This window comes from Deminuibacter soli, assembly GCF_003412455.1.
Classification (GTDB): domain Bacteria; phylum Bacteroidota; class Bacteroidia; order Chitinophagales; family Chitinophagaceae; genus Deminuibacter; species Deminuibacter soli.
The window spans coordinates 94,187-107,855 of sequence record NZ_QTJU01000005.1; the positions used below are offsets into that span (position 1 = coordinate 94,187).

Sequence of the window (13,669 nt, forward strand, 5' to 3'; positions counted from 1 at the left end):
TTCTCGAAAATTGGTGCCCGCTCATATCATCTCGATTGTCGACTGTCGATTCTCGATGTCCCTCACGATTCACGCTGTCTCATCGCTGCGCGAGCTGCGTATGCTGTTCCAGCAATTTGCGCCAGGCTGCATCTGTAAGCACACAACGGAAACCGGTATGATTTTCCCCTGAATCGGGTGAAGTTTTCATTCTTGCCGAAGGGCGGTAGCTGGCGCAGTAGGCGGCATTGCAAAGAAAAGAACCGCCGCGCACCACGCGTTTGGGGGCATACGGTTCATCGGGGTCGTACGATTTGGCCGGCCCCTGCGGGTTGTGTACCGTGCCTTTTTCAAGATCTGTTTTATACGTGTCAGGGCGGTACCAGTCGTTACACCATTCCCATACATTGCCCATCATATCGTACAAACCATAAGCATTGGCTTCATAGGAAGCTACCGGCGCAGATAATACATACCCATCTTTTTGGGTGTTGCGGTAAGGAAAGGAGCCCTGCCATATATTGGCCTTATCGCTCTCCTCATCCATGGAAACCGTTTCGTCCCAGCCATATTCCCTACCCTCTTTGCCGCCGCGTGCGGCATACTCCCACTGCGCTTCTGTTGGCAGCGCCTTGCCGGCCCATTGTGCGTAAGCCAAAGCATCTGTCCAGCAAATCTGTACCACGGGATGCTTCTCCAAACCGGGCTGATTGCCTGCTCCGTCGGGGTTCCGCCAGTTTACACCAGGTACATAGCGCCACCACTGGCTATAATCGTTCAGGTCAACAGCATGTTGTGTGGGTGTAAACACCATAGCCCCGGCCACCAGCAATGCATCATCCGGTTTGGGGGTACCGGGCGGCAGCTGTTGCTTCAGTTCTTCCCATTGCGGCTTTTGCTCTGCAACGGTTACAAAATGGGTGGCCTGTATAAACTGTGCAAATGCGGCATTGGTCAATTCCGTCTGGTCCATCCAGAACCCGTCAAGTGCTACGCGGTGCTGCGGAAACTCATCTTTCCTGCTGAAGCTGCCTACACCGCCCATGATAAAACTGCCACCCGGAATCCACACCATGCCTGCCGGCCAGGGACGCGGCGGCCAATGCGCAGTATCCGCCGTTGCAGGAATGGCATAGCCCAGGTTACTTACCTGCATGGTCGCTTTTCCGCCATGTGCCAGTCTGCCGGCACGGGAGGCACCACCACCACAACTAACGGCAGTAACCTTTGCAGAATCGCCGGCCGGCTGTTCTTTCACCACACCACTGTTACAAGAAGCCTCCAGCAATGCAAGCATCATAGGAAACAGGATAATCGTACGCATAATTAGCTCAATTAAGTTGTTATAATCCCAAAAACGGTAGTCAAAAACCTGCGGCTTTCCTCAGCCCTTCCCTGGCCGCGCAAACAATGCATTGTATATGGCATCTGCAATTTCGCGTGCAATACTTTCAATGCTTTGCATTTGCAGCTTGTATTCAAAATCACCCATCCACAGCTGTATGCCTGTGGCCGCGGCAATCAACTGCAGCCTTATCAGTAACATATTCAGTTCAAACCGCACACTGCCTGTAACAGCCACATTCACGGCAAGATCTGCCCCTGCGCGGCGCACATCGTTTACGTGTGATACATAACTCTTCACCAGTATATACGAGAGTGTTTTGATATCACTTTTTTCAGACAGGTACTCACTTACCTGTTCACACAATTTATCTATCAGCACGCTGTACACCTGTGTTTTATCCATGCTCACGAACGGGAATATGGCAACGGCGATAAACTCTCCCTTGCCGGCAATTACCTTATGTTTGATACTGCTGTCATCGAGCAGGTGGTTAAGTTGAAATACAGGGCGGTAACTTCCTTTGGGTATGCTGATGCGTATAGGATCCAGCAAACCCGGCCCTTCATAATACGTGCGCAGTATTTTCCGCAGCCGGAATGCATAAATACGGATGAGCGAAAAATGCTGCGGGTTAAAATCTTCTCCGCGCCGCAATCCCTTCACTGCAATATTGTATTCCTTTAATTCATGTTCCCTGCCTGATAACTTCTCCAATACAATAAACCGCAAAAAATTGCGCAGCACTTTGGATGATTTCAAGCCGGGCGCCAGGAGCAACTTATCAAGTTGCGCCAGCACTTCGGCTTCATTAAAGTTGTTATTGGCATGCATGTTACCCATAAGTCTCTAGTATTTTTAACGGTCCGGGCGCCGGAACCAGCAGCAAGGAGCAGAAACCCAATGGGGTATTAACAGGTGTTAACCCATCGAAATTAATTCAAAACTTTCTTTAAACATATTACTGCAAAGCTGTAACGGATACATGCTGTTATAAAGTACCGGCTTATCTTCTTTGCATCTATGCCGTATACCATGCAGCAGTTGTTTAAACAAATGCATTGACCTGTTTACAGGCAGCATGTTTCAGCACCGGCACTTTAACTTATCATAAAACGCAATGCTATCATATCAGATCCCGCACAGGCAAACAGCCGGAAACATGTAGCCAGCGGGCGTTTATATGTACATACAGCTATGTTACACAGAAGGGTTACAAAAAACAAGTGCCTCCTATATTTACCAAACATGCATGCACACTACGTTACACGTTAACGCCTGACATATTATAGCCCCTGCAACAAACAATAGCGCAACCCAGTAACCGTTACACCAGTCATTGATCAACTGTTTGAAACAATACTGTAACATCCGCTCAAACCATTACTGCGACTGAGTTTCAGGACGAATTAAAACAAATATGAAAAGATGTAACAGGTATTTGGTTACTCTTTCAGCCCAGAAACATGTTGCGACTTTTCACAATTTATTTTAACTTAACACTACCTATATGAAACCGTTCCTTGTAACACCAATCCGCACTCACCTGAAACTGCTTCCCTAAGTAACCTTTAAGAAGGCATTTATTCAACCGAACTCGTGTTCGACAAGTCAATTTTACCGCTGAGTAAACCAAAGCCTTTATCCTAAAATCTTAAACATGAAAAGCTACCAGCCTGCTGCTTTAACCAACGACCAGGTCATTGACCAACTTAACCGCCTGATGCACTTTCACCAATTCCAGTCTTCAAAAGTCTTGCAACAATTCCTCCGGTTTGTAGTACAGGAAAAACTATCGGGCAACGAAATAGGCCTTAAAGAATACACCATTGCAGTAATAGGTCTTGGCAGGCCCAAAACATTTAACCCGCAGCAGGGCACCATCATCAGAACTTATGCCATTCGATTACGAAAAGTATTAGAGAACTATTATGCAGGCCCCGGCCAGGCAGACCCCATCCGCATCCATATTCCCAAAGGCACCTATGTGCCCGAGTTTCTTGAAAATATTCCGGCCGGTTTCAATTGCAGTGACGAACTGCTTGTACCTGCAACGCCTCCCATGCCGGTGGCGGTAATTCCTTTTACCAATGTAAGTGCAGCATCCATTCAGCCGACCGATATAGATGTGATCTGCGACGAGATAAGCCGCGAGTTGTCTTATAATGATATTTCTGTGCTATCATATCATTTTACCAGGCGCGCAGGTTTTATGCAAAAGGAATCGCTTGCACACAAAACAACTTATGCCAAACTGGTGATTACGGGCACTATGATTGAGTTGTTTAATAAACTATACCTGAATGTACAGCTGGTAAACATAGAGGCCGACAAACAGCTGTGGGCGGGTATTTTTGAGCAATCGCACAAAGAGCGCAACCTGTTAAAAATGGCCACGCATATTTCGCTGGCACTGGCCATTTTCCTGAAGAAAGAAATGCTAAGGCGTTAACGGTTCACAGCGTTTTTTTTATACAGCGTGCGCATTCGCCTGCAGCAAGTGCGCACGCTGTTAATCTGCAGCAAGCAAACGCTCTGCTACTACACCATAAATCATCTCTGCCATTTGCCCGGCCACAGATTCAATACTTTCACTTTGTGCCGCATGCTGCACCTTTTCTGTCCACCATAATATACCTGTACCCGAAGCTATCAGCTGAACAGACAGCTCCAGTACAGCCTGCTGAAAACTGATACTGCCTGCAACAGATACATGTGCGCCCAGGTCGGCGCCTACTTTAATCAAATCATCCATTTGCAATGCATAGTTACGCACCAATGCATAGGATATCACGCGCACACCCTCCCTGCCTGCCAGGTGCAGGCTCATGTGCTCGCACAACCGGTCAATCAGCACATCATACACCGGCGATCCATTCATACTGAGAAACGGGAATACCGCCAGTACCACGCGCTGGTTATTGACCGGTTGTTGTGGCAGCTGCACCGGTACCGCCGTCATATTATTCAAACTGAATTCAGGTTTGTAGCTGCCTTTGGGAATAAGTATTTTCACCGGGTCGTATTTGCCCTGCCCCGCGTAGTACAATTCCAGCAACTTTCTTAACCTGAATGCATAAATACGGATCATCGCAAACTGCTGCGGGTCAAAATCAGCCGGTTTATTTAATCCCTTTACCGCAATGGAATATTCTTTCAGTTCGTCTTCACGCCCCTTCAGCTTTTCCAGTACCAGGTATTTCAACATGGTTGTTAACACAGTAGAAGATTTAAATGCAGCGCTTTTCAGCAGCCTGTTCAGTTGGGCACGAATATCATCTTCATTGCACCCCATGTCTAATTTCAGGTATCCCATAATAGTAAGGTGTTGAGTGAGAGGGATTGTTACAGCAGCAATGCAACGGTTGCATTTGCCTGCCGGGAAGGTGATACAAAGATACCGGATTATACCGCTGCCGCCATAGCTTGTAACCGATACAAGCCAAACCCAGCCTGCATAACAGCGTTATTAAATAAAATTAAAATGTCATCTTTTTATGCCTGTTTACGTGTCACCGTTACAATATGGACGTTTCACGTTTGCTGTATAACTTTATATTCTTCCATTGAAACACGCTAACCGGTTCTACAATTGGCGACACTAAAATGCAATAACGCTTCCCTTAACCCGGCTACTTTCATCCATTAACTAAAACTATTATTATGCGTAAGGTAATTTTAGCATTGGCCATCCTATGCACCATTTTTTCGTCCTGCAGAAAAACACCCGACTTCAGCCAGCTCTCTTCTCAATTTGTGGTAACGACCAACTACGACAAACAGGCCAATTTCGGTGAGTACAAAACCTTTTATATATCCGACACAGTGGCCAACCTGGGCGGCAAGGATGCAGATTCCGTTTTAACCGGTGATGGCGCACAAAAAGCCATCAAAGCCGTGACCGATAATCTTACTGCACGCGGTTATGTATGGACAGCCCGCGAAAACAATCCGGACCTGGGCGTAACTGTTTCCGTAGTGAAGAATTTAAATGTAGATGTAGTGTACTGGGGCTGGTGGGATGGCTATCCCGGGTACTGGGATCCCTGGTACTGGGGCTGGTATTATCCTTATTATTACCCCTATCCCTATACATCCGTTTATGCCTATACCACAGGCACCGTTATTACCAATATCATCGATTTAAAGAATGCTGTTAAAAACCAGGCGCTCACCGTTGTATGGAACAGTGATGGCTTTGGCGCCGTAGGCTCTGACCTGAACACCAACATACAGCTGGGCATTAATGCCATTAACCAGGGCTTTGCACAATCACCTTACCTGAAAACAAATTAACCAACGGCATTCACTGCGCGTGAACATTTCATGCATTACCAAAAATTATAGCTATGAAAAAGATATTACCTGTTATACTACTATTGACATGCTGCCTGGGTTCATTGCATTCCATCGCCCAAACAGCATCACCCGATAAATTTTTTGTATCGTGGGAAATAGCATTCCCCAACAATGATCTCGTAAGCAAGGCCAGTTTCTCCGGCGGCCGGCTTGAATACAGGCGCATGATTAAACCCAACTTCTCCATTGGCATTGGCGCCAGCTGGAATTCGTTTGAACAATATGCAGGCACCAAAACCTACCAGGCCCCTTCCGGCAATGGCGCTGTAACCACCGATGCGGTGAAGGATATTTATACCGTACCCGTCACCATTTCAGGACATTACTACCTGCAGGGCGGCAAACACATAAAACCTTACATCGGCGTTGGCCTGGGCACACAGTACAGCGAACAGGATATTTACTACAACATCTATGGCATAGAAGACAACAACTGGGGCTTCTGCGTGCGGCCTGAAATAGGCTTTCTTGTGCGTATTGCACGCGGCGCTGAACTGAATGTGGGAGGTTTCTTTAATTACGCCACCAATAAAAGCGATGATCTCGGCTTTAACCACCTGCAACATTTCGGCATCAACATCGGCTTCGCGTTTCCATAAACACCGGTTCATATAAAACCGGCATAAAAACAATTATTACCTGACGTATTAACGACAAACTATGAAACGATTACTCTCTATTGCATTCGCAGCCCTGCTGGTATCTGTGGGGTGCAGCCCCAGCCTGAAGGTGAGCAGCGACTACGACAAGTCTGCCGACTTCTCGAAATACAAAACCTTCAGCCTGTACCCGCAAAACGACAAAACAGGTGCCGTAAGCGAACTGAATCAAAACAGGATTAACAGCGCTATTAAGGCCGAGATGACCAGGAAGGGCTACCAGGAAGATGCTTCAGGCCCCGACGTACTCGTAAACGTAACCGCCATTTTAAAAGACCGTAAAAGTGTTTCAGCTACTACCGATTATTATGGTTACGGCGGTTACTATCGCCCGTATGCATGGGGCGGCGGCATGGGCGTTACAGGTTATACCAGCTACAATGTACAGAACTATAAAGATGGCTCGCTGATTATTGATGTGGTAGATGCCAACAGCAAAAAGCTGTTATGGCAGGGCGTTGGCAACAGTGAAATTGACAAGCCCATCAAAGATCCTGATACGGCCATACCCGCAGCCATCACCAAAATCATGGCCCAGTTTCCGCCACCCAACGGTAAAAAATAAAACAACTTAGTATATCCGATTCCTTTACCATACAAATTGTCGTTATGAAAAAAATGCTTCTGCCAGCCATGCTGCTGCTTGCAACAAGCACCGGCTTGTTTGCACAAGACAACAATGAAATCATTATCCGCGCCAGCAAACCCATTACCAAAGAACTGGCACCCAAAGTAGTGGTCGATTCACTGAACAACCGCTTTCCCGACGCCAGCGCCATCCAGTATTTTAAAACCTCACCAACCGGTGTGCAAAACGGCTGGAACGTAACCGAACAAAACACCATGAACAGTGATGCAGAAATTGATCACTACACCATCAGCTTCAAAAGAGACAACATGAAGTATTTCGGTTTATACCGTGCAGACGGCACGCTCCTGAAATCAAAACAGGAACAAACCGAAGCAGCCCTGCCAGATGCTGTAAAACAATCATTGCGTAACCTGGCCGGTACCGACTACAAGAGCTACAAGCTGCTTTCTACCAGCTATCTTAAAACAACAGACTATGGCAAGAAAAGCGATTTTTATGAAGTTACCGCAGTAAAGGGCAGTACCAAGAAGACCGTTTTTGTAAAACCGGATGGCACTGTTATCAAAGTAAAATAATCTCCAGTTCAGGATACCATTAAACAAGCCCTGCTCATGCAAAAATATTACCTGCTAGTGCTCTTTATCGTATCCTGCTTACCGGCATTTGCCCAGGAAGACACATCCACCTTTGCAAAGAAGAAACCGGTAAGCGCGGCTGAACTGGCAAAGAAACTGTCGAACCCTGTGGCCAACTTAATCAGCGCGCCTTTGCAGAATAACACTGATTATGGCATAGGCCCTTACCGCGGATCAAAGAACACGCTCAATTTCCAGCCCGTTATTCCCGTATCCCTGTCTAAAAACCTGAACCTGATTAACAGGGTCATATTACCTATTGTTACGCAAAACAACATTACTGCGCCCGGCGCCAAACAAAGCGGTTTGAGTGATCTTACCGCCAGCTTTTTTGTTTCGCCGGTTCACAGTAAAATAATATGGGGTGTAGGCCCTGCCCTGCTGCTACCTACAGGCACCAATGAATACCTGAGCACCAAAAAATGGGGCATCGGCCCAACGGCTTTGATAGTGAAACAAACCGGCGGCTTAACCTTCGGCTTCCTGGCAAACCAGATTTGGTCAGTCGCAGGGAATAAAGACAGGGCTGCTGTTAACCAGCTATTCCTGCAACCATTCCTGGTGCATAACTGGAAAACCGGCGCAGGCCTGGGCATTAACGCTGAGATCACACAAAACTGGCAGGCATCCAATACCACTGTTTTTTTAAACCCTTTAGCCACCGGCGTCACCAAAATGGGCAAACAAACCGTACAGTTCGGCGTAGGCCCGCGCATTCCGCTGGCAGGACCTGACAATATAAAACCCGATTTTGGCTGGCGTGCGGTATTAACCCTGGTATTTCCGCAGTAAACGGTTTTCGTTAAAACCCGTTTTATGAGCAGCGCAAAGATGATAGCATTGAAGCTGTGCCTGTTAACAGTTATACAGGCAACTGCACAAACACAGCGGCAGGATATTGATTCTGCTGCCCTGTTCCTGCTGCAGCGTACCACGGCCACCATACTGCAAATGACCGCCTGCAGTTTCAGGATTACGACATCGTACGATATGGCAAACGGGCAGGCAGGACTTGTTAAACACAGTACACTGGATGATGTATTTATGAAATTCCCCGGCAAACTGCTGGTAATAAGCAGCGGCGACAAAGGGCGCCGCGGGTTGTGGTGCGACGACAGCATACTCAGTTATTACTCTTACGATCATAACAACTATGCTACCATCAGCGCACCCGGCAGCATCATCGCCGCGATCGATACCGTGAGTAAAACATTCGGCATCGATTTCCCGGGTGTAGACTTTTTCTATCCTGATTTTGCTGCAGCAATCGCCGCCAGCGCGCAAAGCCTGTTATACCTGGGCCAAACGCCCGTTAATGGCGAAAGTTGCGTGCATATTGCGGGGAGAGACCAGGAAAAGAGCTACGAGTTCTGGCTATCGATGGAGCAATGGTTTTTGCCGGTTAAAATTTCCATTCACTATTACCATACACAAGGCGGTCCGCAATATGAAGCCAGTTACAGCAACTGGCATGTTAATCCGAACCTGTCAAATGCACTATTTGATTTTGTAATACCACCTCGCGCCGGTAAGATCAGGCTGCTGCCCTCATCCGGCGAGCCTGGTGAGCAGCCGGATCAAAACACACGTCCATGAGAAAAGCAATATGCATTGTAATGAACAGTCAAAATAAACAACCATGAAAAAAACAATTGACCGGCTAACCATCATGCTATTGCTGTATTGCGTTAGCCTGCACGCAACAGCACAGGTGAAAGGCACACATTTACTCGGCGACGCAGGCTTGGGCGCAGGCACACAAACCTCGCCTTCGCTTTCTCTTGCAGTGCCGGCTTATATTTATACAGCCTCCAATTTCAAAAACGACAACGGCGATGTGATCAACAAACATCCCGACCTTACTGCCTTTGTTACGGGCGTAGGTGTATCAGTAGTGACCAATGTAAAAATACTGGGCGGCAACTGGGGCGCTTCGGCCCTGGTGGGTTTTGCCAGCAATAAAATAGATGGCAGCCAGGTATACAGCAAATCGCCCCTGTCGTTCACCGATACGTATGTTCAACCTGTGCAGCTGGGCTGGAAAACAGCCAGGGCTGATTTTGTTGCAGGCTATGCGCTATACCTGCCAACCGGCCGTTACACACTGGGGGCAGACGATAACACCGGCCTTGGCATTACTACCAATGAATTTTCCGGTGGTACCACCTTGTATCTCGATGCAAAAAAACAATGGAACTTTTCCCTGCTCGCATCCTACGCATTAAACTCAAAAAAGAAAAATACCGACATCAAACCCGGTGACCTGTTATCGCTGGAAGGCGGCCTGGCCAAAACATGGTATATACCGGTTGCAGGAACGCCCATACCAAGGGTAATTAACCTGGGCATGGTGTATTACATACAAACAAAATCATCGCGCGATAAAATACCCATTACCGACGCCATCACCTATACCGGCACCAAGGATCATATTTATGCCCTCGGTGCAGAAGGCAATATTCTTTTCCCGAAATCGCTTACCGCCTTTTCTTTCCGCTGGCTGGGTGAATTCGGCGCCAGTAACCGCTTCCAGGGCAATACCTTTTTCATCACCATCGGGCAAAACCTGAAATTGTTTACACCACACACCAAACCTGCAGCCAAGCAATAACACATATTTATAAACACCTAAAAAAGCCTTGTATGAAATTATCCGTTCTGTTGTGTACCATCCTGCTCCTCGCAGCAGCTGCCCCGGTATTCGCTCAAAGCAATGCCGAAGATGTAGACATGGTACAAAGTGCCTTTGGCAAAGACAAAAAAGCACTCATGAGTGCCTACCTGCAGGTGCCTGCAAAAGACAGCGTTGCGTTCTGGAAACTATACGATGAATACGAAAGCAAGCGCAAGGAACTGGGCAAAAAGCGCATTTCCCTGTTACAGGATTATGCTGCCCAGTACAATAATCTATCCAGCCAGGAAGCCACTAAACTGGCAGAAAGTTCGTTCAGCAATGATGGTGATTATACTTCCCTGTACAAATCCTACTTCAAAAAATTCAGCGGTGTACTGGGCGGCGTAAACGCAGCCAAAATGTTTCAGCTGGAAGTGTACCTGCAAACGCGCACCCGCCTCGCGATTATGGAAAACATTCCTTTTATCGGAGAGCTGAACAGCCAGCAGAAAGCACCCAATCAATAAACGCCTGTAAACAACCCGGTCATTACCATGAAAACAATGATCCTGCTACTGGTAATGCTCACCGGTTGCTGCACCATGGCCGGTGCGCAGGTATTGATATCACTGGTATTCGGCAAAAAACTGAATACCGATAAACTGGAATTCGGGTTAATGGTTGCACCCGGCGCGGTTAGCTTAACAGGCATGAATGGAAAATACAAACCGGCACTTGACCTGGGCCTGTATTTTAACTTCAAGGTGTCAGAAAACCTGTTCCTGCACCCGGAAGCCATACCCAAATCGGCATTCGGCACAAAGCAGCTGCCCGTGTATGCAACAGGCAATGCCAATATCGATACGCTGTTCGGCAATGGTTACGTGCAGAAAAACATCAAAGGCATCAGCCTGCCGTTGCTAATACACTACCGCATTAAAGGGCTGTTGTTTGCCGAGCTGGGGCCGCAGGTAGACTGGTTATTGAAAACAAAAGATGTATTTAAAACCGAAACAAACGGCAACCCGTTAAACTATACCATCAACACCAATCATTCGGTAACACATTTTGGCATTGGCGCAGTGGCAGGATTGGCTTATAAACTAAGAAAAGACAAGGGGCTGGGCATTGGCATCCGTTACTGTTTTGGCATGACAGATATGATAAAAAACGTAAGCGGCAGTCAACGCAGCCAGGCCTGGTTTTGCACTATTTCCATCCCCATCGGCGCCGGTGCTGCAAAAAATACTACCAACACCCATTAAGCATGCTATATGCGTACAACCAGGCTTATCATAACACTCCTGCTCAACATTGCCACAGTATCACTGTTTGCACAGGCAGGTGCAGGCATGAAATATGGCAATAACCGGAAAGCCTATACAGACAGCATTAAAAACTCCAATTATAAATGGATATTTCCTGCATGGGGCAAAAAGCTCACGAAGAAGGGCTTTGATGTTCCATATCCCATCGGCATTATGATCAACCCCTTTATCGCTTCGCAAAAAGTAAATATCAGCGATCTGCAGGTGGGCTTTAACGGCAATGAACCGGTAGCGCTCGATTTCATTAAATTCTCAGAGGTAAAGGCCAACCTGCAGAGCGTTACCGTACGGCCCGACTTATGGGTACTGCCCTTCCTGGATGTGTATGGCATTGCAGGTGCAAGTTATGCGCAAACCAATGTGTCCATCTCCGATCCCGTTGCCTTCTCCACCAAGGCCAACTTCCACGGCTCCACCTTTGGCATTGGTACCACACTGGCAGGCGGTTACCACGGCATTATCACCATCATCGACATCAACCACACCTGGTCGTTCATGAACAACATCGACGGCAGCGCACAGGCTACCATGTTTACACCTCGTATCGGGTACAATTTCCTGTTTAAACAAAAGCCCTACCGCAATGTGGCCGTGTGGGCAGGTGTTCCCGGCTTTTTCATCAATACCACTACACAGGGTACATTCAGTCTTTCAGGAAAGATCAACATCAACAAAGACGCGCTGGAAGAGATTGTACAGGAAACAGCTGCCTGGTACCAGGATTTAAAGCCCGCACAGCAAAAAGTAGTAAAGGAAATCGCGCAAAAACTACTGGATAAGATCAGCGGGATCGACATTAAAGATGCCTATGTAAACTACTCGTTAAAGAAACGGCCAGCATCCAACTGGAGCATGTGTGTGGGTGCACAATACCAGTTTAACCACAGCTGGCAGGTACGCACCGAGATCGGCTTTCTCGGCGGCAGAAAATCACTGTTGCTTTCAGCCAACTACCGGTTCAGAAGATAAACAAAACACACCCATCTATGCCGCACACCATTCGTTATACAATAGCCTTATTACCGGTACTCCTGTTAGGTTGCATGGGTGTATGGGCACAAAAAAAGCACATTAGCCTGCGCGATTCAGCCGACCATGGATTTGATCTCAGTGACTACATCATTAACGCCAACGGCTTCGTGCCTGTACCCATTATCATCACAGAGCCTGCATTGGGCGGCTTTGGCGGCGGATTGGTGCCCGTGTTTATTAAAAAGCGGCAGCCATATATGGATTCTGTAAAAGGACAGTTGAAAATAACACCTATTGCACCTGACATCTCCGGCGCCATGGGTGCTTATACCGTTAACAATACCTGGATGCTTGGCGGCTTTCGTTCCGGCACTTTTATAAAAGCGCGCATCAAATACCTGGTCGGTGGTGGTTATGCCAATGTAAACATGTCGTATTACCGTACATTGCCCGTGTTGGGAGAAAAGGAATTCAAGTTCAACTTCAGGGCGGTACCTATTATGCTGCAGGCCATCAAAAGAATAGGGTATTCGCATTGGTATGCAGGATTGAAATACCTGTTCCTGAAAACAGACGCTACCTACAAAGGCGATCACCTGCTGCCGCCTGATTTTGTAAAAGACCACGATTATAAAAGCCTGATCAGCCAGCTGGGCGCCATTGTGGAGTTAGACAACCGCGACAATGTATTTACACCCAACAATGGCCTTAAACTGCATATGGACGCTATACGCAGCGATAACATATTCGGCAGTGATTATGATTTCTGGCACCTGAACTATTATGTGTATGCCTACAAGCAGGTGGCAAAGAAACTGGTTACCGGTTTGCGTGTAGACGGGCAGCAATCATTCGGCGACCAGCCATTTTATGTATTGCCTTCTATTGACATGCGTGGTGTGGAAGCAGGCCGTTACCAGGGCAAGGCCGATATTTTATCTGAGCTGGAACTGCGCTGGGATTTGTACAAACGATGGAGCATGATGCTCTATGGCGGCGGCGGCAAAGCATTTGATGCATGGAAAGATTTTGGCGATGCCACCTGGGTATACAGCTATGGTACCGGCTTCCGTTACCTGCTGGCCCGCAAATTCGGCTTACGCGTAGGTGTTGATGTGGCCAAAGGCCCCGACACCTGGGCTTACTATATTGTATTCGGAAGCAATTGGCTGAAATAGGCACATGT

General features: G+C 47.5%; 15 protein-coding genes. 12 read left to right on the plus strand and 3 right to left on the minus strand.

Annotated features, from left to right (window positions below; translation table 11 throughout):
• Positions 1-79 precede the first annotated feature (79 nt).
• On the minus strand, positions 80-1,303 hold the full coding sequence (locus tag DXN05_RS14790) for a formylglycine-generating enzyme family protein (RefSeq protein ID WP_116848051.1): 1,224 nt from the start codon (positions 1,301-1,303) through the stop codon (positions 80-82).
• A 60-nt stretch (positions 1,304-1,363) separates the two neighbouring features.
• Complete coding sequence (locus DXN05_RS14795) at positions 1,364-2,167, minus strand: hypothetical protein (protein WP_116848052.1); 804 nt, start codon at positions 2,165-2,167, stop codon at positions 1,364-1,366.
• An 817-nt stretch (positions 2,168-2,984) separates the two neighbouring features.
• Between DXN05_RS14795 and DXN05_RS14805 the strand changes: the two genes are divergently transcribed.
• Positions 2,985-3,776 (plus strand): hypothetical protein, encoded by a 792-nt coding sequence (locus tag DXN05_RS14805; RefSeq protein WP_116848054.1) that lies wholly within the window; start codon positions 2,985-2,987, stop codon positions 3,774-3,776.
• A gap of 60 nt (positions 3,777-3,836) precedes the next feature.
• On the opposite strand, the gene DXN05_RS14810 is transcribed toward DXN05_RS14805, so the two are convergent.
• Positions 3,837-4,640, minus strand: a complete 804-nt coding sequence (locus DXN05_RS14810; RefSeq protein WP_116848055.1) for a hypothetical protein — start codon at positions 4,638-4,640, stop codon at positions 3,837-3,839.
• Positions 4,641-4,987: 347 nt separating this feature from the next.
• On the opposite strand from DXN05_RS14810, the gene DXN05_RS14815 reads away from it, so the two are divergent.
• From DXN05_RS14815 to DXN05_RS14865, 11 genes are all read left to right on the plus strand, one after another.
• Complete coding sequence (locus DXN05_RS14815; protein WP_116848056.1) at positions 4,988-5,620, plus strand: DUF4136 domain-containing protein; 633 nt, start codon at positions 4,988-4,990, stop codon at positions 5,618-5,620.
• Between the two features lie 53 nt (positions 5,621-5,673).
• The gene (locus DXN05_RS14820) at positions 5,674-6,282 is read left to right on the plus strand and encodes an OmpW family outer membrane protein (protein ID WP_116848057.1); all 609 of its coding nucleotides are present in this window, start codon (positions 5,674-5,676) and stop codon (positions 6,280-6,282) included.
• A gap of 61 nt (positions 6,283-6,343) precedes the next feature.
• Positions 6,344-6,907: a DUF4136 domain-containing protein gene (locus tag DXN05_RS14825; RefSeq protein ID WP_116848058.1), complete on the plus strand. Its 564-nt coding sequence runs from the start codon at positions 6,344-6,346 to the stop codon at positions 6,905-6,907.
• 44 nt (positions 6,908-6,951) lie between these two features.
• A complete protein-coding gene (locus tag DXN05_RS14830) occupies positions 6,952-7,509 on the plus strand; it encodes a hypothetical protein (RefSeq protein ID WP_116848059.1) in 558 nt (185 codons plus the stop codon).
• A 36-nt stretch (positions 7,510-7,545) separates the two neighbouring features.
• On the plus strand, positions 7,546-8,361 hold the full coding sequence (locus tag DXN05_RS14835; RefSeq protein WP_116848060.1) for a hypothetical protein: 816 nt from the start codon (positions 7,546-7,548) through the stop codon (positions 8,359-8,361).
• A gap of 24 nt (positions 8,362-8,385) precedes the next feature.
• Positions 8,386-9,165: a DUF2092 domain-containing protein gene (locus DXN05_RS14840; RefSeq protein ID WP_116848061.1), complete on the plus strand. Its 780-nt coding sequence runs from the start codon at positions 8,386-8,388 to the stop codon at positions 9,163-9,165.
• A 43-nt stretch (positions 9,166-9,208) separates the two neighbouring features.
• Positions 9,209-10,180 (plus strand): SphA family protein, encoded by a 972-nt coding sequence (locus DXN05_RS14845; RefSeq protein WP_116848062.1) that lies wholly within the window; start codon positions 9,209-9,211, stop codon positions 10,178-10,180.
• 32 nt (positions 10,181-10,212) lie between these two features.
• A complete protein-coding gene (locus tag DXN05_RS14850) occupies positions 10,213-10,710 on the plus strand; it encodes a hypothetical protein (protein WP_116848063.1) in 498 nt (165 codons plus the stop codon).
• 27 nt (positions 10,711-10,737) lie between these two features.
• The gene (locus DXN05_RS14855; RefSeq protein ID WP_116848064.1) at positions 10,738-11,448 is read left to right on the plus strand and encodes an outer membrane beta-barrel protein; all 711 of its coding nucleotides are present in this window, start codon (positions 10,738-10,740) and stop codon (positions 11,446-11,448) included.
• A 9-nt stretch (positions 11,449-11,457) separates the two neighbouring features.
• Positions 11,458-12,480: a hypothetical protein gene (locus DXN05_RS14860; RefSeq protein WP_116848065.1), complete on the plus strand. Its 1,023-nt coding sequence runs from the start codon at positions 11,458-11,460 to the stop codon at positions 12,478-12,480.
• A gap of 17 nt (positions 12,481-12,497) precedes the next feature.
• Positions 12,498-13,661 carry a BamA/TamA family outer membrane protein gene (locus tag DXN05_RS14865; RefSeq protein WP_116848066.1) on the plus strand — a complete coding sequence of 388 codons (1,164 nt, stop codon included), beginning with the start codon at positions 12,498-12,500 and terminating at the stop codon, positions 13,659-13,661.
• The last annotated feature ends 8 nt before the right edge of the window (positions 13,662-13,669 follow it).

What these genes read in the sequence shown, in the direction of transcription:
- DXN05_RS14860 (WP_116848065.1), top strand. Translation starts at nt 11,458, where the DNA reads ATGCGTACAACCAGGCTTATCATAACACTCCTGCTCAACATTGCCACA.
- DXN05_RS14840 (WP_116848061.1), top strand. Translation starts at nt 8,386, where the DNA reads ATGAGCAGCGCAAAGATGATAGCATTGAAGCTGTGCCTGTTAACAGTT.
- DXN05_RS14790 (WP_116848051.1), bottom strand. Translation starts at nt 1,303, where the DNA reads ATGCGTACGATTATCCTGTTTCCTATGATGCTTGCATTGCTGGAGGCT.
- DXN05_RS14805 (WP_116848054.1), top strand. Translation starts at nt 2,985, where the DNA reads ATGAAAAGCTACCAGCCTGCTGCTTTAACCAACGACCAGGTCATTGAC.
- DXN05_RS14845 (WP_116848062.1), top strand. Translation starts at nt 9,209, where the DNA reads ATGAAAAAAACAATTGACCGGCTAACCATCATGCTATTGCTGTATTGC.
- DXN05_RS14835 (WP_116848060.1), top strand. Translation starts at nt 7,546, where the DNA reads ATGCAAAAATATTACCTGCTAGTGCTCTTTATCGTATCCTGCTTACCG.
- DXN05_RS14830 (WP_116848059.1), top strand. Translation starts at nt 6,952, where the DNA reads ATGAAAAAAATGCTTCTGCCAGCCATGCTGCTGCTTGCAACAAGCACC.
- DXN05_RS14795 (WP_116848052.1), bottom strand. Translation starts at nt 2,167, where the DNA reads ATGGGTAACATGCATGCCAATAACAACTTTAATGAAGCCGAAGTGCTG.
- DXN05_RS14820 (WP_116848057.1), top strand. Translation starts at nt 5,674, where the DNA reads ATGAAAAAGATATTACCTGTTATACTACTATTGACATGCTGCCTGGGT.
- DXN05_RS14810 (WP_116848055.1), bottom strand. Translation starts at nt 4,640, where the DNA reads ATGGGATACCTGAAATTAGACATGGGGTGCAATGAAGATGATATTCGT.
- DXN05_RS14855 (WP_116848064.1), top strand. Translation starts at nt 10,738, where the DNA reads ATGAAAACAATGATCCTGCTACTGGTAATGCTCACCGGTTGCTGCACC.
- DXN05_RS14850 (WP_116848063.1), top strand. Translation starts at nt 10,213, where the DNA reads ATGAAATTATCCGTTCTGTTGTGTACCATCCTGCTCCTCGCAGCAGCT.
- DXN05_RS14815 (WP_116848056.1), top strand. Translation starts at nt 4,988, where the DNA reads ATGCGTAAGGTAATTTTAGCATTGGCCATCCTATGCACCATTTTTTCG.
- DXN05_RS14825 (WP_116848058.1), top strand. Translation starts at nt 6,344, where the DNA reads ATGAAACGATTACTCTCTATTGCATTCGCAGCCCTGCTGGTATCTGTG.
- DXN05_RS14865 (WP_116848066.1), top strand. Translation starts at nt 12,498, where the DNA reads ATGCCGCACACCATTCGTTATACAATAGCCTTATTACCGGTACTCCTG.